This window comes from Paenibacillus sp. Negev47, from assembly GCF_058313655.1.
This window is the reverse complement of sequence record NZ_CM177754.1, coordinates 2,313,150-2,334,579: the sequence shown is the minus strand read 5'-3', so window position 1 is coordinate 2,334,579 and position 21,430 is coordinate 2,313,150. Positions and strand designations below refer to the sequence as shown.

Annotated in this window: 26 protein-coding genes; all 26 read right to left on the bottom strand. The window is 43.6% G+C overall.

Annotation, left to right across the window (positions count from 1 at the left end; translation table 11 throughout):
- Positions 1-130: 130 nt before the first annotated feature.
- The 26 genes from ccsA to AC4G47_RS10595 all read right to left on the bottom strand — a co-directional run bounded on the left by ccsA (position 131) and on the right by AC4G47_RS10595 (position 21,422).
- A complete protein-coding gene (gene ccsA, locus AC4G47_RS10720) occupies positions 131-1,393 on the bottom strand; it encodes a cytochrome c biogenesis protein CcsA (RefSeq protein ID WP_491105975.1) in 1,263 nt (420 codons plus the stop codon).
- Positions 1,390-3,063: a cytochrome c biogenesis protein ResB gene (gene resB, locus AC4G47_RS10715; protein ID WP_491105974.1), complete on the bottom strand. Its 1,674-nt coding sequence runs from the start codon at positions 3,061-3,063 to the stop codon at positions 1,390-1,392. Before resB ends, ccsA begins: the two co-directional genes overlap by 4 nt.
- A 14-nt stretch (positions 3,064-3,077) precedes the next feature.
- A complete protein-coding gene (locus AC4G47_RS10710; protein WP_017687661.1) occupies positions 3,078-3,605 on the bottom strand; it encodes a redoxin family protein in 528 nt (175 codons plus the stop codon).
- Between the two features lie 134 nt (positions 3,606-3,739).
- Entirely contained in the window at positions 3,740-4,489 is a 750-nt protein-coding gene (locus tag AC4G47_RS10705) for a pseudouridine synthase (protein ID WP_491105973.1), read from the bottom strand.
- A 196-nt stretch (positions 4,490-4,685) separates the two neighbouring features.
- Positions 4,686-5,504, bottom strand: coding sequence for a S1 family peptidase (locus AC4G47_RS10700; RefSeq protein WP_491105972.1), 819 nt, complete (start codon positions 5,502-5,504; stop codon positions 4,686-4,688).
- A 63-nt stretch (positions 5,505-5,567) separates the two neighbouring features.
- Positions 5,568-6,101, bottom strand: a complete 534-nt coding sequence (locus AC4G47_RS10695) for a spore maturation protein (RefSeq protein WP_017687658.1) — start codon at positions 6,099-6,101, stop codon at positions 5,568-5,570.
- Between the two features lie 6 nt (positions 6,102-6,107).
- Positions 6,108-6,734 carry a nucleoside recognition domain-containing protein gene (locus AC4G47_RS10690; protein WP_062835225.1) on the bottom strand — a complete coding sequence of 209 codons (627 nt, stop codon included), beginning with the start codon at positions 6,732-6,734 and terminating at the stop codon, positions 6,108-6,110.
- A gap of 31 nt (positions 6,735-6,765) precedes the next feature.
- Complete coding sequence (locus AC4G47_RS10685; protein WP_491105971.1) at positions 6,766-7,953, bottom strand: D-alanyl-D-alanine carboxypeptidase family protein; 1,188 nt, start codon at positions 7,951-7,953, stop codon at positions 6,766-6,768.
- Between the two features lie 163 nt (positions 7,954-8,116).
- Positions 8,117-8,920, bottom strand: a complete 804-nt coding sequence (locus AC4G47_RS10680) for a sigma-70 family RNA polymerase sigma factor (RefSeq protein WP_491105970.1) — start codon at positions 8,918-8,920, stop codon at positions 8,117-8,119.
- Between the two features lie 66 nt (positions 8,921-8,986).
- Complete coding sequence (locus AC4G47_RS10675; RefSeq protein WP_491105969.1) at positions 8,987-9,667, bottom strand: lytic transglycosylase domain-containing protein; 681 nt, start codon at positions 9,665-9,667, stop codon at positions 8,987-8,989.
- Between the two features lie 63 nt (positions 9,668-9,730).
- Positions 9,731-9,940, bottom strand: coding sequence for a hypothetical protein (locus tag AC4G47_RS10670; protein WP_491105968.1), 210 nt, complete (start codon positions 9,938-9,940; stop codon positions 9,731-9,733).
- Positions 9,941-9,942: 2 nt separating this feature from the next.
- Positions 9,943-10,317, bottom strand: a complete 375-nt coding sequence (locus AC4G47_RS10665) for a hypothetical protein (RefSeq protein ID WP_491105967.1) — start codon at positions 10,315-10,317, stop codon at positions 9,943-9,945.
- Between the two features lie 79 nt (positions 10,318-10,396).
- Positions 10,397-10,783, bottom strand: a complete 387-nt coding sequence (locus AC4G47_RS10660) for a hypothetical protein (RefSeq protein ID WP_491105966.1) — start codon at positions 10,781-10,783, stop codon at positions 10,397-10,399.
- A gap of 134 nt (positions 10,784-10,917) precedes the next feature.
- Positions 10,918-11,484, bottom strand: coding sequence for a sigma-70 family RNA polymerase sigma factor (locus AC4G47_RS10655; RefSeq protein ID WP_491105965.1), 567 nt, complete (start codon positions 11,482-11,484; stop codon positions 10,918-10,920).
- A gap of 570 nt (positions 11,485-12,054) precedes the next feature.
- Positions 12,055-12,471 (bottom strand): Na-translocating system protein MpsC family protein, encoded by a 417-nt coding sequence (locus AC4G47_RS10650; protein WP_491105964.1) that lies wholly within the window; start codon positions 12,469-12,471, stop codon positions 12,055-12,057.
- A gap of 239 nt (positions 12,472-12,710) precedes the next feature.
- Positions 12,711-12,908, bottom strand: a complete 198-nt coding sequence (locus tag AC4G47_RS10645) for a hypothetical protein (protein WP_491105963.1) — start codon at positions 12,906-12,908, stop codon at positions 12,711-12,713.
- The gene (locus AC4G47_RS10640) at positions 12,877-13,200 is read right to left on the bottom strand and encodes a hypothetical protein (protein WP_491105962.1); all 324 of its coding nucleotides are present in this window, start codon (positions 13,198-13,200) and stop codon (positions 12,877-12,879) included. The genes AC4G47_RS10645 and AC4G47_RS10640 overlap by 32 nt, the downstream gene beginning before the upstream one ends.
- Positions 13,201-13,353: 153 nt before the next feature.
- Complete coding sequence (locus AC4G47_RS10635) at positions 13,354-14,271, bottom strand: hypothetical protein (protein ID WP_491105961.1); 918 nt, start codon at positions 14,269-14,271, stop codon at positions 13,354-13,356.
- 14 nt (positions 14,272-14,285) lie between these two features.
- On the bottom strand, positions 14,286-14,681 hold the full coding sequence (locus tag AC4G47_RS10630; protein ID WP_491105960.1) for a hypothetical protein: 396 nt from the start codon (positions 14,679-14,681) through the stop codon (positions 14,286-14,288).
- Complete coding sequence (locus tag AC4G47_RS10625; RefSeq protein ID WP_491105959.1) at positions 14,678-15,238, bottom strand: hypothetical protein; 561 nt, start codon at positions 15,236-15,238, stop codon at positions 14,678-14,680. The genes AC4G47_RS10630 and AC4G47_RS10625 overlap by 4 nt, the downstream gene beginning before the upstream one ends.
- Before the next feature lie 14 nt (positions 15,239-15,252).
- Positions 15,253-16,044, bottom strand: coding sequence for a hypothetical protein (locus tag AC4G47_RS10620; protein WP_491105958.1), 792 nt, complete (start codon positions 16,042-16,044; stop codon positions 15,253-15,255).
- Positions 16,045-16,060: 16 nt separating this feature from the next.
- The gene (locus AC4G47_RS10615; protein WP_491105957.1) at positions 16,061-17,014 is read right to left on the bottom strand and encodes a hypothetical protein; all 954 of its coding nucleotides are present in this window, start codon (positions 17,012-17,014) and stop codon (positions 16,061-16,063) included.
- Between the two features lie 3 nt (positions 17,015-17,017).
- Positions 17,018-18,094 carry a hypothetical protein gene (locus AC4G47_RS10610; RefSeq protein WP_491105956.1) on the bottom strand — a complete coding sequence of 359 codons (1,077 nt, stop codon included), beginning with the start codon at positions 18,092-18,094 and terminating at the stop codon, positions 17,018-17,020.
- 13 nt (positions 18,095-18,107) lie between these two features.
- A complete protein-coding gene (locus tag AC4G47_RS10605) occupies positions 18,108-18,440 on the bottom strand; it encodes a hypothetical protein (RefSeq protein ID WP_491105955.1) in 333 nt (110 codons plus the stop codon).
- Positions 18,441-18,462: 22 nt separating this feature from the next.
- On the bottom strand, positions 18,463-20,229 hold the full coding sequence (locus AC4G47_RS10600; protein WP_491105954.1) for a hypothetical protein: 1,767 nt from the start codon (positions 20,227-20,229) through the stop codon (positions 18,463-18,465).
- Between the two features lie 59 nt (positions 20,230-20,288).
- Complete coding sequence (locus AC4G47_RS10595; RefSeq protein ID WP_491105953.1) at positions 20,289-21,422, bottom strand: hypothetical protein; 1,134 nt, start codon at positions 21,420-21,422, stop codon at positions 20,289-20,291.
- Positions 21,423-21,430: the final 8 nt, after the last annotated feature.

The window sequence follows — 21,430 nt, the reverse complement described above, 5'->3', positions numbered from 1 at the left end:
AGCCCCTTTGCAATAACTCCTCATCACTTCTATTATGTTCGATCTGGCGAACAATATTTGAATACCTTTCAATTAAAAGGTAAATTTGTGTTTCCCGCTTCTAAACTTAACCTTTGCAATACGATTCACCCTAGTCCGCTCCAGCGTAAGAATGTAATCCGGCAATAATCAGATTCACCCCAACCAGCGTAAACATCACGACCAAGAAACCAAGAACTGCAAGCCATGCAGACTTCTGACCTTGCCAACCTCTGGATAAACGCAAATGCAGATACACACTATAATATAGCCATGTGATTAATGCCCACACTTCTTTGGGGTCCCATCCCCAAAAGCGACTCCAGGCAATCTGAGCCCAGATCATGGCGAAGATTAATGCCCCCAGCGTAAATATCGGAAAACCAATGGCGATCGCGCGATAACTAATCTCATCCAGATCATCGGCATCGATTCCATCCATCATCGGCTGTAATGCTTGTCCAAGTGGTCTGCGAACAATTAGTCGTACAATTCCATAGAGGATCAGACCTACAATGAGTGACCAAACCACCGTATTCAGCTTACGCCCGGCATTTACCCCGTTCATCCAGGAAGGCGTCTCAAGTAAAGGTTTTTTCATGCCAAGAAACGGTGTCATGCTCTCCACTTCGCTATTATATGGAGCAAAAATCGGAGGCATGCGATAAATCACTTTCTCTATTGTACTATTTTCCTGTACCTCTGTGTCAATGCTGACCGTTTTCTGCACAAAAACCGTCTCATAGCCAGCCGCACGAAAGGCAAATACCGTTCCAATAAATCCGATGACTACGACGATCGTCATCAGGGTGAATTCGACCCAACCACGCTGGCGTCTTGAAGATTTGTCTTTACCACTGAAATCAACGGTGCGGAGCAAATACATGAACCCTGCCGCAAAACCAACGGCGAAGAATGCTTCACCAAGCGCAGCCAACGTCACGTGAATTTTCAACCAGATGGACTGAAGTGCCGGGATTAATGGTTGTACTTCCTGAGGAAACACAGCGGCATACGCCATAATGATGATGGTAAGTGGTAAAGCAAACAAACCCAGTAATGACTTGCGGTATATGGCATATACAACAATAAATGCAACCATGATCATCATGGACAGAAAAGACATGAACTCATACATGTTACTAACCGGGATATGACCTGCCCCAGCCCATCGGGTTACAAAAAATACGATATGAGCCGCCAAGGCGACAGTCGAAGCGACGAAGGCTCTTTTCCCCCAGCGATTCATATGGTCCAGAGGATCACGATTACTCCATTTTTTGCCCATTACCGCAACAGCATATAACAAGAATGCAGCACAATAGAGAAAGAAAGCTACGATAAATGCGTCGCTGCTGAAATCCAATAAACTCATGCTTGGTTCCCCCCGTTATCCAACGACTTCTCTTCCACTTCCAAGTTCATCTGTTTCAAGACGGCCGCAACTTCACGCCTGAAGCCAAACCAGTTTTTGTTGGTATGTCCACCCAGCGTTAGCTGTCTATCATCAAAACGAATCCAGATGCGGCGATGATGCCAATAAAAACCCATGATCAGACCCAACATAACAATTCCAGCTCCTACCCAAACAAAAGGCATTGCCTTATCCACACGTATATTGAGATAACTTACGGACTGAATAATATCGACCTTGTCCATGCTGTCTACTTCCAGTTGTAAAGGAATCTCTGTTCCTATCAGCTGTTGGTTAATTGCATCCTGTTGAAACCGTTGTTTATCAATCTGCTTCGCAAAATACAGATATTGTATCCCCTCTTCCGGCAGATCCGGTCCCTTGATGAGAAAGAGAAAAGCAGGTGCATTAGGTGAAGGCGATTTTGATTTGGGCTCACCATTCTCATCCAACCCAAAGTCCATGAACTTTTCTTTTACCGTCAGTTCATAAGGACCTGCTTCAAATGTTCTTTGGGTATCTACCATATCGATCTTAATCGCCCCATATACTTCACCTGTCTTCGTATTGACCAGATCAGGCTTTACGGACCGAATGGTGGGTGTTAGATCATAGTCAAACTGATAGGCTTTTAGACCGTTATAATTCAATGGATGATTCACCCGCACATCATGTCTTGCCACTTCAGCTAATTGAGGTTTCTTTGAGAGATCCGAACAATCTGCTGTACATTCATATAAAACAACTTTCGTTTCAAACAGTTTCGGAACGGTTTTATTCAGGTGGCGGAATTGCTCGGGTATTTCCTCCTCGCTGTAGAACTCAACATTAAACTGTTCGTTCTGTAGATACATCGACGTATTCGGGATCTTCTTGATTTCACCTTCGGGAAAAGCAACATGCTCGTCCAGATTCAGGCCAGGTAACCCTCGCGCAAGCACCGCCAGCAGAAATATAATGAGTCCAATATGGATGACATATGGCCCCCATCGACTGAATCGCTGTTTCTCGGCGAGTAATGCATCACCCTGGGTGTGCACGCGATATCCTTTCTTTCTCAGCGGCGTAACCGCTTTCTTAATCCAGTCTTCGGATGCCTCTTGAATGGAACCTTGATAGACCAGACGCTGTCTTGTCAAAAATTGTGTATGTTTGCGTATTTTCTGTTTATTCAGTGCTTTGTAGAGCGGTAGGACGCGATCCAGGCTGCATATCACCAATGATGCGCCAATGAGCACCAGTAGCAGAATAAACCACCAGGATTCGTATGTATGGGATAGACCCAACAGATAATAAATATGACCCAATTGGCCGTAGGTTTCTTTGTAATACACGGAAGGATCAATATTCAGAAACGTACTTTCTTGCGGATAGATCGTGCCAAGCATGGAGCCTACAAGCGTGAAGACAATCATATAGACGGCAATTTTGACGGATGAAAAAAAGTTCCATATGCGGTCAATGAAATTGGGATTACTGCGCTGTGAACGGCGCGCCATGCCATCATAACGCATTTCCAGCACTTCATCCGATTTAGCTTCTGCCTCCAGTAGCGGCTTGCCACATGCTTCACACAGCACAGTGCCGACTGGATTTTGGTGTCCGCACTCACATTTGGTATTTTGGAACACGAATAGACCTCCTGTCAGGGCTGCTTCGCCAGTTGCGAAATTTGAGCGTCAAGTGTGTCCAAATCAAGTTGCCCGATATGAATGGTAGAGATTTTGCCCGTGTCGGATACAAAAAATGTCGTTGGCATCGGAGAGATTCCGAAATCACGAACCGAGTTTTTCTCCCGGTCAAGCATGATTGGAAACGTAACCCCAACCTGCCGTACAAAATTATCCACGGTCATCTGGTCTTCCCCAACATTAATCCCGACAAATTGTACTCCTTGGTCCTTCCATTTGTCAGCTTGCGCCTGAAGTGCAGGCATTTCTTTAACACAAGGTTCACACCACGTGCCCCAGAAATTGATCACCATCGCTTTTCCTTTGTACTCATCAGACGTATGAACTTGACCATCCAGGCCCAGCAATTCAAAAGAAGGAGACTTGTCCCCTTCCTTTGGCTTGCCATTCGAGCCGGATACCGATGTGGTAATCGCATATCCGCCCAACACCAGGATCAATAACAAAATGACGATTTGCACCGTTCTTCTTGATTTCCCCATGTGCTGCTCCCCTTTTAAGTGACTGTAGCATTCGCATCTCATTGGTATAAGACAACTGTGAACATCCTATGAACAATTATAGCGAATTTCGTCACAAAACTGCGGCGGTTTTATGAAAATTATGTGTCCTCACATTACCTTTTTTTCATTTTTTTGGCTGGTTCTGATTGTGCGAGGGTAATCAGGTTGTTGACTTCCTCTTTGGTCAGATTGCGCGTCAAACCACGTTTCAGGTTTTGTAGCAAAATCCCACCAAACGAAATCCGTTTCAGACGGGTTACCGGATGGTTGATTGCCTCGAACATGCGTCTAACCTGACGGTTACGTCCTTCATAGATCGTAATGGAAATGACCGACTCATTGGCCGCCGTATCCACATCTTTGTACTCCACCTCTGCAGGAGCAGTCATGCCGTCATCCAGCATAATGCCTGACTTTAATTTCTCCAGAGCTGTACCATGCGGCACACCTTTAACCGTTGCATGATACGTTTTGGGTACGTGATGCTTCGGATGCGTCAGCAAATGTGCAAACTCACCATCATTGGTCAGAATTAATAATCCCTCTGTGTCATAATCCAGACGCCCCACAGGGTATACGCGTTCCTTGACACCTTTCAGGTAGTCGGATACAATTTTCCGACCTTCAGGGTCAGATGCACTCGTAATTACGCCTTTTGGCTTGTTTAACATCAAGTACACTTTTTTCTCACTGCGGATCGGTTTTCCATTAACCGTAATCATATCCTCTTCGGGGTTCGCTTTCGTACCCAGTTCGGTTACGACCTCCCCGTTAACTTCTACTTTGCCGGACAGGATCAGTTCCTCGCTCTTGCGGCGGGATGCAATGCCTGCCTGTGCGATAATTTTTTGTAATCTTTCCATGTTTGTCATGTCACCTCACACTAATGATACCCATCAAACAGGGAAATCACAAGGATAATCCAATGTTTTTGTAAACTGGGGCCACGAATATTCATTTAAGGTTATCTTCCCCCACCAGATTAATGGAGAAAAAGCCTACCTTCACACAACCTGTTTCTCACAGATGGCGTAAAGATAAGCCTTTTCTTCAAATCATTTAATTGGAAACTTTACCGGCAACGGTAACCTGCTTTTTGGCAGGCGTGCTGCTGTCTTTAATGAAAGTCTGTAATGTTTTGGAAGTAATATAATAGGTCCGCCCACCGTACACAAATGTCATCATACCGATCACCCGGTTGTTCTGATCCAGAACGGGACCACCAGAATTACCTTGGGCCACGGATTTCACAATACTGCCGATTCCTTTTTTGCCTGGAACATCCGAAGCTTGGGAGCTGAACACTCGGCTTTTGGCTATGGTGTTGTATGTTGAAGGAAAATCCTCATCCAGGATGACAAGATCACCAGCGGGATTTTTGGGAAATCCAATCGTATAGACAACCTGATTATCCCTTGCATTCGTGAATGTGACCGGTTTGGCGTCTATTTCCTTGTCCAGCTTCAGGAGTGCCATGTCTGTCACCGGATCTGTCTTAATAATCTTCGCCTTCACAGGCTTCCCCAAGGAACCAGGACTCGCAACAGTCAGTGTACCTTCATCGCCATCAGACAGTTCAGCAAAACCCTGAACGACATGGTAATTCGTGAGCACTTCATCTTTCGAGATCAGGATCGAGGTACCAACATCATAATATACCATATCGGGCTCATCCTGCTTGACCAAACGTACATTCACGACTGGAAAAGAATCCGCTGTGACTGCCATTTGTGCACGCAGCTGTTTGTCGAAGTAGCCTGTAAAATGTATTGTCTGAACGGCTTGGGCCGCCGCCAGTCCCGTTGATCCTGCGAGCATTGCAACGGCAAGCACGCCTGACATTCCGAAACGGAGCATTCGTTTCCAACTCTTCTGCATGTCTCACTCTCCTCCGCTATCATTCTAGCATATCTAATATATCGGAAGGAGAGGAGATATCTTTTAACCGAAAACGAGTAAACAAATGGCTAGGGCAGCGATAAAACCAACGACATCAGAAAACAACCCCACTTTGAGTGCATATCGACCGTTACGAATACCCACAGCTCCAAAATAGACAGTCAACACGTATAAGGTGGTATCCGTACTCCCCTGAATCGTAGATGCCATGCGTCCGATCATAGAGTCAGGGCCATGGGTTTTGATCAGATCCGTCGTAAATGCAAGGGAGCCTGTCCCGGTCAACGGACGCAAAATCCCGAGTGGTAACACTTCTCCCGGCACACCCATCCAGGAGACAAGCGGAGCGAACAGACTAATTACAAAATCCAGTGCACCCGAGGCACGAAATACGCTGATCGCGACCATCATGCCCACGAGATGCGGAATAATGCTGATTGCAGTCGAGAATCCATCTTTGGCCCCATCAACAAAGGATTCGTATACCGGGACCTTTTTGGTAAACGCATATAATGGAACAAACGCGATAATAACCGGGATGGCCCAGACAGAGATCCAGTTGATGAAGGTTAACAAGGGTGCTCATCCTTTCATGCCGGGATTGCCACTTTTCTGTATACGCGGCGGTTTGTGTAATGCCCTGTTTCGATACCAGCGATCGGCGATTATAGCAGCAAGTGTAGCGATAATGGTAGCCATCAGTGTGGTGCCCACAATCTCTGTAGCATTTGCAGAATGATAGTTTAACCGGATGGCAATCAGGGTTGTCGGAATAATGGTAATGCTTGCCGTATTGAGAGCCAGTAAGGTGCACATGGCAGGAGAAGCTGTTTGTTTATCCGGATTAAGCTCCTGCAGCTGTTGCATAGCTTTGATTCCCATCGGCGTAGCCGCATTTCCAAGCCCCAGCAGATTGGCACTCATATTGGAGAGAATATAACCCATCGCCGGATGATTTTTGGGGACATCGGGGAACAGGAAGCCAACAACAGGACCGAGCAGCTTGGCAATCCTCGCCAGAAGACCGGCATCTTCAGCCATTTTCATCATCCCCATCCAGAACACAAGCACACTAATGAGTCCAAAACAGACCGTGACTCCCGTTGCCGCTCCATCAAAAGCAGCTTGCGTCACCACTTCGATGTTGCCGTTGATGGCTGCAAAAGCAAATCCGATTAAGATCATGAGTAGCCAAATTAGATTAATCATGGGTTACATCCTCCCTTCAATGGGAATTTAGCTAAGGCGATAACAGGTGACTTAATACAGCACGCCATGCAGCTGCCCAGGAAGAGACATCGCCAATTCCGCCCAGCGTTGCATCTTCTGTCTTCGGTTCAGGAGGGATATAACTACCTTTGCGGTACACCGGAATTGAGCCTACAAGTTTGCCATCAAGCTGCATATCAATGCGACCTGCCAATCCGAACGAAGGATCTGTCGATTGTTCCTTGCCTTCCGTTTCAGACTGTCCTCGATTTTCGTGTAGGATCAACTTCTTGGTCAATGAGCCTTGTTCACTCTTAGCCAGTGGGTACCAAAATCCGCGCCCCGTAACGACATCTGTATTTTGCACAGGCTGTTCTTGCTTCGCGACCTCTACCAACGGGAAGTACTCAAACCCGAAATCAAGCATCCGAGCATGATCGTTCCAATCGTTTCCATCATTCAACGTTACCGCGGCGAGCTGCTGACCATTACGTGTAGCGGAGCTGACCAAACATCTAAAAGCTTTCTTCGTGTAGCCGGTTTTCACTCCATCCGCACCTTCATACATCCGCAGCATTTTATTTTTGTTGTGCCAGGAGTATTCCCAGCTTTCATTGGGATTCGGCGCGGATTTGTCCTCCGTGGCTACGATACGTTTGAACACCGGATTGTGTAAAGCATATGCTGTTAATCGGGCCAAATCATTAGCTGTAGAATAGTGACCTTCTGCATCCAGTCCATGAGGGTTCATAAAGTGGGAATGCGTCAGGCCGATTTGCTCCGCCTTTTTGTTCATTAACAGGACAAAGCCATCTTCCGAACCACCCACATGTTCTGCGATCGCAGAGGCAGCGTCATTGCCTGAACGGAGCATTAGCCCGTACAACATGTTTTCAAGCGTCATCTCTTCACCTAACTTGAGATAGAGAGATGATCCTTCTTTGGCAAAAGCCGAGGGCGTCACTTTAACTTTTTCATCCAGCTTGCTGTGTTCAATCGCAACGATTGCCGTCATGATTTTGGTCAAACTGGCAATTCGCAGTTCCTTATCCCCATCTTTGCTGTATAAGATCCGGCCTGAGGTGACATCAATTAGAGCAGCGCTTTGCGCATGTGTAGACGGACCTTGAATCATTGCTTGGGCTTGAGAAACCCCAAATGAAGACAGCAAGAAGACAGGGATAAGCATGCATACAATGACTTTCGTTATTTTTCGCATCAATTCATTCCTCCGGGTCACTTGGAATCTTGTACTATCTTATGTCCGGACAACTTGGAGTATGTCCCATAGGGCAAAAACAACAAAAATCCCTTTCGCATTGGATGCGGAAGGGACGTTATGTATGAGACGCTATGTAAGTGATGAAAGGCTAGGCTAACGATTAAGTCTGATTTGGTTTATCCAGCATTTTAGCCACTTTTCGCATAATTCTAGAGACCCTCATCTGACTGATGTCTTCCATATCTGCCGTCTGGGTTTGATTGAGCCCTTCTACTCGATGTTTCAATACAGTTACTTCTTTCTCACTAAGCTTGAGCTTGACCGAATCAATAATCGCATCAACATATAGCTTGTCCAGAACACCCTCTTCAATGTTTTCCCCACTATAGATGGTGTCCATCAACGTAACTGACTGGGTTTGTTGATCATCAGTACCTACAGGCTCATCCAGGTATTTCACACCTTTACCCACCTGAAGTGCCTTATTTATCTTCTCTTCTTCCTCATCAAGCAGCAATGCAATTTCATGTGATAGTGGCAGGTAGCCCATATCGTGCTCAAGTCGATTGATACGGTTAATTAATTCAGTAGCTGTGCGAGTTGGCCGAATAATGCTTGCGCTGTCTCTCAGAAAACATCTGATTTCTCTGACAATGGCAGTGACTGCAAATGAACTGAATTTTACACCACGCCCCGTATCAAATGCCTTAACCGCTTTGATGAATCCGAGACGGCCCAGTTGAAGAATATCATCCTTCTCCACACAATGATTCTTAGTAATCATTTCAGGTTTTCCAATATACTTATGAACGGAATGCCAAATCAGGTTCTCATTGACAAGAATGCAATCCCCGAGGAAATGCTCATCGAGCTTACAACGTTCAATATTTTCTATGTCGTCCATTGTGTAATACTTCTTATCCACCTTCAAATTCGTGCTAATATGTTCTGGAAATTTTCCCATTTGGATCTCCCTATGTAAAATTGATAAACGATTTTATAATATTCAAATTCTATTGTTAAGTGATGTTTATTGACCTTTTTTGAGTATTTCAAGCATCTTGTGATGGTGTTCCTTCACTTGATTGTAGTACCAGGAGCGAGCCTTTCCCTTCGCTACATTGCCTTCCCCCTGATTGTACGCAATTGTTGCTGTACGAAGATTCCCATCGTATTTATCCATAAGATATTCCATGTATGTAATGCTTGTTCTGATATTCGTTTCCGGCTGATATAACTCATGTTTACTCACACCGAACGACTTGGCTGTGCTTGGAAGAATCTGAAGTAGTCCAATCGCTCCATGGGATGATACACTTTCCTCTAACATTCGGCTCTCCTGCCACATCATGGCGAGAATCCACACAGAATCAATCTCCGTATCCTTCGTGTATTGAACTACCCACTTCACATACTTTAGTAGCTTTACTCGGCTTACTGTTTTCTCGTGATGGAGTTCTATATACTGCCCAAGCATATCCGTCAATTGTATGAGCGTAGGAGCAACCGATTCATCTTTAACTTGTTTTTCTTGTTTTTCTTGTTTTTCTTGCTTTACCTGCATTACGTCCGTTGCTTGCTTTAATCTCTTGGGGTCAAGTACTTCTTCGTCGACCGGTTTGCAATTTCCTGATCCCGATATACTCCCGTATTGTGACACTAATACCACAACAGCAATCACAATACTTATTACTCTTTCTAAAGTGAGCAACAGATTCACTCACCTCCTTAATGAAAGCCTCTATATTATAGAAGGAATAATCTTTTACATAAGTTAAGATTGGTCTTGTTCACTTGGCTGATATACGATGATTGCTGCAAATTCCAACGTGTTGCTGAGTGGATCAACCGTGGAGGTGAACTCCAGTCCGGTAACGAATGTGTGTGGTTTGGATACCAACCATGCGTTGATCAATTCTTCTACACCGGCAGCGCTAGAAGACACGAACGTTTTTACAGCTAAATCCGAGGCGTAGTTCAACACCTTCATTGCTCTTTATCAGAAGAGTCTTGCTCCTCTTCCTTCTTCTCTTCAATGAGTTGAGTAAACTCCTCTTCAGTCAGTTCATGAATCTCCAAATCGAAAGCACTCGTCAGGATGTAACCCATACCATCCGTTAAATGAACGTTATAAAATGTTTGTGGTTCTTCATGAAAGTTACCCTCTTCGTAGTTGAATCCAATAACGGCTTTTTCATAACCAGCTACACTACCAGCAAACCATACGTTGGCTTTCGTTGTTGCACCAGTTGGTGTCTGAACCTCATGCATATTGGTCGGCGCGTGGACATACTTGCCGATCATACTTGCAACGATTTCTTCCGTTAATATATCTTCTTTTGCTTTGATCAATTGTGTCATCGGATTATTCCTCCATTGGATTAAAGTCTGACGGACGTTTGTGCCCGTACATTCTCTATACGTGTTATCTGTTATTCAGTTAAATTGGAGGCGCAGATGAAGAACTTATTCCGCTGCTTAGTAACGTATAGTGCGCCCGCATATGGAGTACAGCCATGTCCAGATCAGCCACTCTTTTGGATACAAATTCTTCGATAACAGGTTCCAACCGCTTGAACCCTACACCCAAGATCGGTTTTTTATGAATATACGCATGATGCATGATCACAATCTCTGTAGAGCTCAAATGATCCATATCCAGATTAACCAAGACTGCATCAGCCTGTACGACTACCTTCTCTATGGTCATGGCATACTCCCTGTTACTTAAATCAGAAGCTGTCGAAGAATCATGACTTGCCCAAGCGATATCCGAAAATTCCTCTAAACGTTTCATTGCAAATCCCAAACCCACCACACTAAGCATCTTTTTCCGCCTTTCATTCTGTCTTTTACTCTCTATACGACATAAAAAAGCACCCAGTTAAGGGTGCGCTCTCTGTTCTATGTAGGTTATTACTCTATCTTCATGAACCTTAGGCTATTAATTGCCACTTATGACTACAATGCTTCGTATTTCTCTCGGATTGCTTTCCACAACTGGGATATACGTGCTTTGGATACACCTAGTATTCCTGCAATTTCTACAAATTCATATCCTGAGGTCCGAAGTTGAAAGATTTGCTTCTCGCGTTCGTTCAGCTTCATATTCTCCATAATATCTGTTACAAACTCAAAATTCTCATAAGCAAACCCCGCATGACCAAGCGCTAATGCGATATCTGAGCCTTCCGAGTCATCGCCACCACACTGATCCGTGCACATGATCTGTACAGCGTTAACCACACTGAGATTTTTTTCAGACATGCACTTGCGGTACATGTCCTTGATTTTATTTTCGATAAGATGATCAACAAACGTGGACATTTTCGCTTTTTCAGCATCATACTTGTCCAGGGAGTTAACCAATTTGATCATGATCTCCTGGGTCACATCTTCTTTCTCCATTCCGGCAAACGTTTTACCTCTAAGCTTGTGACGACACTTCTCCTGAGCTTTGTTCAGGAACATGTCTATATCCCCAATTTCAAATAAATCATCAAAACCCATAGCAGTTGTAGCAGACATTATACATTTCCCCCATTAACTATTTAATTATCAGTAATTCGTATACTTTCTTCACAATCTAGTAGCTATTCAGCATATCTCGCTATTACTTCTAAATCTCATTCCCCATATGTAGTCTTGTCAAACTAAATAAGCCCATTACATACAAATGATTCAAAACTTCGCTGTTGATCCGCCTCCCCATTCCCATCCTATTACATTCAGAATAACAAATACGAACTAATGTTCGCAACATTTATTTATTTTGTTCGCTTATATGCCTTTTACTGACTATATACGAAGTATGCGGTGAAAGGTAAAGAGGCATTTTTTACAAACAAAAAGACCAACACAGAGCGCACCACTGGAAAATACCAAAATGGTGGAATGTGTCGGTCTTGGTCTGACATCTATTTCGTCCCAATTACCGAAGATATGGTCTTCAAGTTCTTTAACAAGGTTATAGGCTTCGTCAAGATTATTAATCTATTCAATCGCCATAAGGGTAGTATAAGGAAATATGTAGGATATTGTCAACAAAAAAATAGTTCCTAAGAACCTCTCCAGTATTCACACGTTATTTAATAGGTCTTAAGGCATGTTTATCTCGTCATTTTTCAGCAGCACTTCAACATCCTTGTTCATCTTGAAGACTGTAATCTGTTCCGCAAAATCATGTCCAAAAAACGTTGTTTCGATGTCTTCAATCCTCAGACCCATGTTGATATAAGAGAAAACAGGATTGAAATCTTCTTTCATCACATGTGCAAGCTTCATCTTGTATTCGGCAAAAATTTGACTTGAGTGCGATTGCATATGTTCCAGCATGAATGCTTCAGGCTTGGTGAATTTTGCTGTAAACTTTAAGATGATAAAATGATTCATGATGGAGACTCTGGTATCTACCGGCCCGCGTTCAGTAAAATCCTTTCTTATTCTGGATGCCAGCTTTGCGAGCTCTCTTTCCAAGTCTTTTATCTCAATATCCCATCCCTCCTTGCCAATCATCCTGACCGCATCTACTGCCCTTAAATATATGAATTCAACCTAGTTTAATCAAAACTCATTATACAAGACAAGTTTCAATGCGTGGATTAAGTCAAGTCGCTAGAATCTTTTCATGAAAAAGGAATAGACCCCAGAACTAGGCTTGGGGTATATCACTTTATTAACTATAGTTTACAATTATTAAAATATTTTTTTATTTATCACTGAAAAGCTAACATAAGCTTGCGTAAACGCTTAATTTAATCTATCCTTTCATTGGTAATCTCTATTTTGAGTAGGCTAAACGCTACCAGGTTCAAAACGACATTGGCACCGTACTCCCTTTCAATTAAGTCGAACGCTTCTTCCGTTGCTCCAACCAGATCCTCCTTATCCGAAGTCATCTCGGTAGTAACAATCTCCTCATTATTCAGTGCGAAGGTCAGCCTGTACAGCATCTGCGTTCCCCTCCTTCGAAGTCAATTCAATATTTCGTACATCGGTAAGATCAATGATATGAACCACATCGTCTGTATCTCCCAGCGTAATCGATTTCCCCTCGTTCTTGTGTTTGGCGAAAAGTCGGCGATATTCTTGCTTCACTTCATCGGCAGTTAACGGGATTTCGCGTACGACCTTATCCGAATCTTTCTCTTTCTGTTGCAGTCTAGGATTATCTTCCATCCAGTTTACCGTTTTCTTCTTCCCACTTCCCTTGAAATAGAAATGAGCAGTAAGTTCAATATTCATATTACAATACCTCCCGGAATAATTACGTTCTCATACTACTTTCTCTATACGTTTTGATCATCAAATTGTTAATGCTAATCTTCATATTTAAATGTGGGTTCACAAACTATTTCGTTGTTAAAGAAAAAAAGGATAGCATAATGCTATCCTTCTCTATTCATATTTCTTAAACGCTATGCGATTGCCGAAAGAGTCATATATATATTTAAAGTTGGTTTGAACAGGTGTTGTTCCCAACCTGGTGATGGACTTGGCCACCAGTCTTCCCTCATCATCATATTGATAAATCACGTCAACCAAAGTAGGAAGCTGCACGAAGTCCAGGCCGTCAAAGCGATAAATCTCACCAATGGAAATGACCAGGAAAGATTCATCCTGTGCATAACCCTCAGGAGAAGCCGGCATGGTAAGTACAGGTTCTCTAACCAGCTGCTCGGTGTAGCTGTCTGTAACGATTTGTCGAATAACTCTTCCCTGCATGTCAAAAGCAAAATAAGTAACGACATCTGTATAATCCACCAAGTCGCTGATCGATTCCCAAGGATCAATGACATTGAGGCGTTTTCGTTCAGCCCAGGTCATGCTCACATGCGTTTCTCCATCGCTGATCATATCGGCACTATGCACGTCTGGATGTGTGTAATGATTGGCCTCACGCTCGATGTTGGACAATTTTTCACGTTCGTCCAGAGTCATAATTACGTTATGACTTCCATCTGTTAACATATCAGCACTGTGTGTATCAGGATGGTTATAGATCACCGTTTTGGTACCATTGAGGTTAATGGTACCATTCTCCGGATGGTTTGAAACTCGATCACCACCCACCTTTACATATTCCCCGCCGCTGTATGTATATGTTGTTGATTCATTTTGATTGCTTGAGTCTTGGCGTACCAGATATAATCTTCCTGCTACACCTACGGTGGGCAGTTCTGTTTTTAGTCTGACCGAGACCACGTTTCCTACAGACACCGCGTCTAGTCTGCCATCAAGTGAGGCATAAGAATCCCTGGCTTGTTTAACTTCCCGTTCTACTTTGGCAGCTTTGCTGAATGAAACAATATCCATGTGGTGGTCCTCCCCTACCTCGTAGTCAAACCAACGACCTCAATATCGAAGTTGGCCACATCTGTACCCAGGTTTTTTAACGACAAGTGAAGTGTTGAGGTCCCATCTACGTCCTCATAAGGCAAATCGATCATATCATAAATTCCTTCCATAAAATTCCCCGTCGAGTATTGAGCATTGTTGAAGTAGAGAACCTCCGGTTGCGGAGATGCACTGTTCAATACACGAACTTCCACATTCGTCTCTCTAGACGGAATGACCCTAATCGTTTTGATCATGAAGCGAGGATGATCCATAGGAATATCAATCATTGCCTTTGCCCCACCGCCAACATACTCTACTCTTTGGGCAAACGTTACTGGCAATAGCACGTTTCTCATCTCCTCCATCAGTTTCCATGTCCTGTTCAAGAGTCTTCCCTCCTTCTAGGAATATGTGTATCCGGGTACCGTCGTGGACGAAGATGATTGCCAGAGGTGTTGCCACTTCCGCTGTAAGACCAATCCCCCCACGTTTTCCCAACCAACCCAGCCTGCTGGACAGGAATCTTGACCTTAATACACCAATCGAGCCCGGCATAATTTTGTTTCACTTTTAGGCCTCTTATGGTATCACGAATTAAACCTACTCCACTGGATTGGGTCAAAAATTTATGCTTAAGTATCATATTTTTTTCGTTAGGAACTCCTACCCTGGTTCTTGGTCCATAAATATACTTATCCGTAACGTATCCAATCAATTGATCATTATGGTTGTCCAGCATCCTCCATGTACCCCAACGGTAGATGTCTATTAATTCAGCCGTAGTGGATAACGTTCCTAATGAATAGACCATTTCCTTGCCTTCAATGGTTAACGGAACAGCATCAAGATCGTATCCAATGCCATGGGGAACTGTCGCCTTACTCTGGGTAAAAAGAGAACCGCTCGCAGCGGTCCCTAGAACTTTCCCTTGATGTATAGCCATGTCCATTCACCGCCTTAATTCATCAGGACAGCAACCGTAGCGCCTGATAAGAAGCTCTGTCCACCAATCGACAGAGAGTATACCTTATATGTCTTGGTACCCACTTTGATCTCATCTCCATGGGAAACTCCAGCAGAAGGTACCGCATAGATATCAATCAGCTCACCTCTCGGCCCTTCTACACCATTGCACATAATAACCGGAGCAAGATGATAAAGAGACCCCCAGCCTGGATTAACAGGAAGCATGGCAGAGTAAGCATCATAAATGTTATTCACCATCTGTTTATCTTTATCGCGCAACGTGCGGATGCCGTTATCTCCGTTGTAGCTGAGGCCGACACTCAAACTCGAGGAATCTGTCTCTGTAGCATACCTGTTCAGAATTCCGAAGTAGCCCAGATTGGATATACCGGTAACCGAGTTCACATCCCCCTGCAAATAAATAATAATACGGTTTGGTTGTACTGAGACTTGGTAATCGATTAATAGATTCGTATCAACGGCACTCGTATGACATAGAAAATCCTTTTTCACTTCGGTTCTGCCCAAAGGAATGCTACCATCTGTTGCCATTACATCTTCGGCCACGCTCACTGTCAATTTGTTTCCTGTAGTACCCTTCGTGTTTCCAACCTCAAGCCTGAAGAACAGTTTCTCTGTCCCCGTTGTGCCTACCGATTTGAGGACGATCACACTTGCTGTCTCGTAAAAAACGGACCAGGGAGATCCCGCAATCGTTTTAAAGCCTTGGACGATATTCGCAAATAATTCATTCATCTTAACTTTGCCTGTGAAATTAGCCATCCCTCATAAACACCTCCTATATTTGGAAAAGTAACGCTCTTTGTCCGCCACCAAGCAGTCTGGCACCGTGGAAGAACTTCGGCCTTGAGTACACAGGAGCTTGGTTCGAATTGTAGTAATAACGTCCATAGTCTGTATTCGGATAATCCTGATCTACGACATGAAACACGTAATACTTGCCATCATTGCCAAGATCGAGAATCGACCCGTCGGGGTGCTGAGCACTGTTTTTAAATACAATGGAACGCATACCCTTGAATTCACCCCTAGCTCCTTCAGATGGATGGTAGACCATGAAAGGCGTAACATAGTATCTTGAACCTACACCTGGAGAAGGAATTGACTCTGTTCCAAAATTGTACAGTGCATACTCCGTTCCATTCCGTGAGGTCATCACGACACCCCTCGGTGTATCATATTGATCTGCTGTGTTGTTATCCGAAGCAGACAAAGGCATATGTGGAAAAACCCCATAAAATTTATTGGCAATCGCCGGGTCCTCTTGCTCTAATGACTGACATTTACCTAGGAATATGCGTACTGGGTAAGCTCGTTCCGGGTAGTTCAGACTCTCTCCGTGGATAAACATGATATCCTCATTCGTAATTACAGACCACTTATAGTTCACATTGTTCTGTACGTTATGACACAAAAATGGCGTTTCCAACATGAATTTATCCGTGTCTACTGGTGGATTTACGAATAGATCTGGCGATGCCACACTGCTTCCCAGGTTCTTCAATCCCCAACGAATATTGACTCCCCTGGTGTGTGCAATCACACACATGGTAAATCGCATGGATGTATTTTTTTTATTGGTAAGCAGCGCGTTTCCCCAATTGGCATATGTCGTTTCGGCCGTATGTATCGTATCCCAGTATGGGTCGAGTGCATCTTTCAAAGTACTTACAAGTGTTGAAGCAAATAAACTAAGAGTGCTCGTAAACTCGTGTCTGCGAATCATTGTCATGCACTACACCTCCTTCTCAATTTCGAAAAGCAGCACCCGCTGTCCACCACCGAGAAGTAACGCTGAATCGAAGAAGTAGGGTTGACCTGCGTACGCAGTACCATTTGTTGCATAAAACTGCTGATTCGTAGCAGGATGAGCTTGGTCGAATGCATGAAAGACATAATATCTTTCATCGCCCAAATCCAAGATTGATCCATCGGGATACTTACTGGCATCCTTAAGTACTGCAGTTCTAATACCTTGGAACTCTCCTCTGGCACCTTCTGTTTCATGCCAAACGTAAAATGGTGAAATGAAAAATCTTCCTCCCACACCCGGTGAAGGTACTTGTGAACTCGTTGCAAAGTGATATAACGCATTTGGTGTTCCATTTCGTGAAGACCGCATGTACCCGCGTCCTGCCCGATATTTAAGTTCATCGTCGTTGTCAATTAAACCGTGGGGGAAGTGAGAGAAAATACCGACGTTATCGTTAGCAATCAAAGGATCTTCTCCTTCGAATGGTTTTACTCTTCCAAGATACATACGGAATGGATATGCTAGATTTAAGTTTGTCTGAGGTTCGCCAAAGAGAAATATATAGTTCTCCGTGATAAATAGACTCCATTTCCAGTAGACATTGACTGCTGCATTTATGTGACCAAAATTACTGCTATATACAGTTGTTGAATCCATCGTATGAAATGGAATCTCTGTAACAGTTCCTAGTTGTGTGTAAAGATCAGGAAATACAGAAGATCCATTATTATTTAGCCCTGTCCTTAAAATATAATTTTTGGACACCGCTGCAAAATTGTTATTATATTGATAAGAAGATGCATTCATAGAAAGCGTAAAAAACATATTCGGGTCTTTAAGATTTTTGGCCGTGATCGTCCCTTGATTACTGATACTATTTACATTTGTATTCCATGACTTAGGCTGTGCATAACTATTAGTGTTGCTATAAGACCACTCCCAGTGAATATCTCCATAGAGATCTTGTGTCACCGTATCATATAATGTTTGAATGAAATTTGTACAATACGAATAAAACTCATAACGACGCAAGGCACCTAACAAAATATTTTCAGCCAACTATCCCACCTCCTTAGGCACCAAATCTGATTTTCATTTCGTGAAAGATGTTCTCTTTTAGTACGGTTAACAGAATTGTTTTCACCATGTCGCTTCTCTCTGTTATGAGATTCTCTTGATAAGACTGCTCTTTGTTCCCAGCTTCATCCTCTGACTCCACATCACTAGCAGCAGCCACATGAATTTCAGGTAGCCCTTTAAGTGAAGGGAGAAACTTATGAGCCACATTATCAAACAGGATATTGCTTTCAAAAGCGAAAATCAGGATTTCAATTTCCTCTGTACTGAATGGATCCGAGTGATTGCCCACTAATTTATCCATAATGGCATGTAGTGCAAACTTCACATCCTGCACGGTCCTCGTCACGTCAAATCACAACCTTTCTAATTTTTACTTGTTTGATGTTACCGCTAGCATCGTATTCAAATGCCTTCTGAACTCCCTGGCCGTCATAGATCAAGGTCTCAGTCTTAACGGTTCCATCTGCATTGTAAGTAAACGATGTTTTCTTCAATAGCTGTGGAGTCAAATTGACTGAGAACACTTCTTCTGACTCAATGTCACCATTAGAGAAGTAGTTATATACGACATCCAGCTCAAGTGTATTTCCTTCAAGAAAGACAAGTCTCCTTCGGATGTCCGTGTCATCGAAGGTAGCACCTCCTTGAAGCACATAATACTCTGCACCATTGTTGATTTCGCGCAGTACTTTACCCGTAATGTCACGCTGATACTCAATGGACTTGATCTGTCCGTTACTCTCGGTAACCTCCTGTCGTTCCAGATTTCCATCCGGGCTATAGAAGTGCTCAATGATGCGGTTAATCCCTCCATCAATCTTCTCCGTATGCACTTTTCCATCTGGATAATAGGTATATTCGGTTACCGAAGTGGTGTTAATAATTGACCCACGACCAATGACCGTTACTCGGGCTTCCTTGGGCACATCAAAAGTAAACCGTATAAGCGTATCCCTATATTCAATGTAATCGTCTCCTGCATCCATGCGTATTCCATCCAGAAATACCTCTGCGGAATTTGAACCAATCACATATCTGGGCACTTGAAAATCTCTAGTCGTCGACAACCTGCTGTTAGGAGCAGAAGTGAAATGGAATACTGATTGATGCTCCATAGTTCCTCGACTCTCAGCGAGTTCAAGACGGCTTTGCATGTTGTCGAGTCTGTCCTTGAGAGCATCATAGACTACTCCGTTTTTATCTTTTCTTGAAACCACAACTTCTTCAGCAGTTGCTTCTAATTGGGCTTCCATCGCTTTGATCGCCGTATGATGTGTAGCAATTGTTGTGGTTTGCTCACCAACGGTTTTTTCCAGATCATCTACACGAATTCCTAATGCTGACATGTCATTTTCAACAGAACCCTTTGTTAAGAAATACCTGAAATCCAAAGCCGTGAGTGAAGTTGTTGGAGAAACTCCGACATCGAGTCCACCAATGATCATGGCATCCTTGGGCTCTTTTTGATCTGAACCGTAAGAGTACTCCCCATTTTCATGAAGAAAAATATAATATGTCGTATTGGCCACAATGTCTGGAATGCTGAATGTCTGAGAAAACTGATCTACAATAACCTTGTTGATACTGGCTCGTCCTGCATTAATCGTGACTTGAACACTGTTATTTGCATCTAGGTACGTGGGGTTGGTAACACTGAGATCCTGAATGGGTTGCTTCGCTACAACTTCAATCGCTTTCTCCAACGTGTCAAATCGATGATCTATGGATGCCTCTGCTCCACGTGCGTCTTTCATTTCCGTCTCAGCGAGGCTCAATCTCTTCTCATGGTCATCCTGACTCTTGGAAAGGGTATTGACATCTGCTCTTGCCGTCAGAATATCCTGCTGAACATCATCCAATCGTGAGCTGTTTGAAATAACCTTAGTCTCGACATCGCTTATTCTCTGCTCATGATCTTTTACTGCATCTCGGCTATCGTGTGCAGACTCTTCTACGAGTGTGATTCGGTCCCCTAGACTGAGTGCAGACCCTCTGGCTTCATCCAACTCTGCAAGATAGGAATCAATCTCATCATGTGTACGGACCCCAATATCACTCAATTCCTTATGACTCTTGGCGGATGATCGATGAGACTGGTTAATTCTTACTGACATTTGACCACCTCCATTCATGCCTTACATGATCTATACGTAATTACTCCAATACTATTAAGTCATATGTATGTCGAATACATCTGTAGCGAGAATTTGACCTGGGAAGCATACCTGTCTTGAGATTCTTCCCTTTCCATTCGCAGCCAGAATGGATAGGACGCTCCTGGAAAAATGGTAAACGCGGTGATCGAGTAGCTGAAGGACCCAGGAATGCCTTCAACATCAGGCGCAATCTGCACTTTATCCGTCCCGCTTGTGAGCGCAAAGGTTACATTTTTAAAGTCTCCTGATATCATGGGGTTCTTGGCAAACATTCGAACTTCTTGTGTAGCAGAACCACCTGCCGTTAAATAGCCTAGAAAACGATCCGTGTTAGGATAAAGAAGCACATCGAAATCTTCTCCTGTTTCAGGATTCGACTCTTTGTAATATAAATCTGGTGTAACCTCAAAATACATTAGGTCTCCCCTGTATAACTTTATAGAATCCATAGCCTGAAACCGATTTCCATCCGGAAGCCTAATCCCGAAATTGCCCTCAAACGGATATGGATATGGATCCATGTTAAAATGTACAACTGTTTCTTCAGATCGGCATACCCTGGACTCAAGCACAACACCACTCTGGTCTATTAGATCAACCACAGTTCCTTTGGTTAGATTGTCTACGGCAATAGATGTTCCTTTGTTGATTCGAATATACTGGACATGCATGGGGTGATCCCCTTCACCCTTCAGATAAAGACCAATTTTAGGGGCTCCCACCAGTTCTACAGAACCAATGATGTTCCAAATCACGCCATCATCCGACCAATACGCCGTATAATAGTTATAGTCTCGAATCAAACGTATCCACGGGTAAGTCTTCAGCAAGGGTTTTGGCAAGGACATATCTAAAAACTCTTCAATCTCCATGTAGTTATGTTCGTCTACAAATACGATAACTCCACCGTAGCATCCCTCTGTATCGGGATTGTAACTGTTCTTCACATCCATGACGAATTGCTTCATATCTGTCAGAGGTTTATAGAACATATACAGCGGATCTTGACCATGTTTGAGCACCAGGCCGCCACTACCCGCTTCATAGCGAGTAGCATCGTTAGGGAGTACTTCCCATTTGGAATCCAGGTTGGAGCTTACGAACGCATCCTCATAAATCCTGCCTGACTCTTTCAATCTCGCAACACCCATACAGAACC

Coding starts and splice junctions, on each gene's coding strand:
- AC4G47_RS10680 (WP_491105970.1), bottom strand. CDS start 8,920: ATGGGAAAATTTCCAGAACATATTAGCACGAATTTGAAGGTGGATAAG.
- AC4G47_RS10665 (WP_491105967.1), bottom strand. CDS start 10,317: ATGACACAATTGATCAAAGCAAAAGAAGATATATTAACGGAAGAAATC.
- AC4G47_RS10705 (WP_491105973.1), bottom strand. CDS start 4,489: ATGGAAAGATTACAAAAAATTATCGCACAGGCAGGCATTGCATCCCGC.
- AC4G47_RS10660 (WP_491105966.1), bottom strand. CDS start 10,783: ATGCTTAGTGTGGTGGGTTTGGGATTTGCAATGAAACGTTTAGAGGAA.
- AC4G47_RS10700 (WP_491105972.1), bottom strand. CDS start 5,504: ATGCAGAAGAGTTGGAAACGAATGCTCCGTTTCGGAATGTCAGGCGTG.
- AC4G47_RS10595 (WP_491105953.1), bottom strand. CDS start 21,422: ATGGGTGTTGCGAGATTGAAAGAGTCAGGCAGGATTTATGAGGATGCG.
- AC4G47_RS10615 (WP_491105957.1), bottom strand. CDS start 17,014: ATGACAATGATTCGCAGACACGAGTTTACGAGCACTCTTAGTTTATTT.
- AC4G47_RS10625 (WP_491105959.1), bottom strand. CDS start 15,238: ATGGCTATACATCAAGGGAAAGTTCTAGGGACCGCTGCGAGCGGTTCT.
- AC4G47_RS10655 (WP_491105965.1), bottom strand. CDS start 11,484: ATGTCTGCTACAACTGCTATGGGTTTTGATGATTTATTTGAAATTGGG.
- AC4G47_RS10710 (WP_017687661.1), bottom strand. CDS start 3,605: ATGGGGAAATCAAGAAGAACGGTGCAAATCGTCATTTTGTTATTGATC.
- AC4G47_RS10645 (WP_491105963.1), bottom strand. CDS start 12,908: ATGCTGTACAGGCTGACCTTCGCACTGAATAATGAGGAGATTGTTACT.
- AC4G47_RS10650 (WP_491105964.1), bottom strand. CDS start 12,471: ATGATTGGCAAGGAGGGATGGGATATTGAGATAAAAGACTTGGAAAGA.
- AC4G47_RS10685 (WP_491105971.1), bottom strand. CDS start 7,953: ATGCGAAAAATAACGAAAGTCATTGTATGCATGCTTATCCCTGTCTTC.
- ccsA (WP_491105975.1), bottom strand. CDS start 1,393: ATGAGTTTATTGGATTTCAGCAGCGACGCATTTATCGTAGCTTTCTTT.
- AC4G47_RS10690 (WP_062835225.1), bottom strand. CDS start 6,734: ATGATTAATCTAATTTGGCTACTCATGATCTTAATCGGATTTGCTTTT.
- AC4G47_RS10600 (WP_491105954.1), bottom strand. CDS start 20,229: ATGTCAGTAAGAATTAACCAGTCTCATCGATCATCCGCCAAGAGTCAT.
- AC4G47_RS10640 (WP_491105962.1), bottom strand. CDS start 13,200: ATGAATATTGAACTTACTGCTCATTTCTATTTCAAGGGAAGTGGGAAG.
- AC4G47_RS10620 (WP_491105958.1), bottom strand. CDS start 16,044: ATGGCTAATTTCACAGGCAAAGTTAAGATGAATGAATTATTTGCGAAT.
- AC4G47_RS10635 (WP_491105961.1), bottom strand. CDS start 14,271: ATGGATATTGTTTCATTCAGCAAAGCTGCCAAAGTAGAACGGGAAGTT.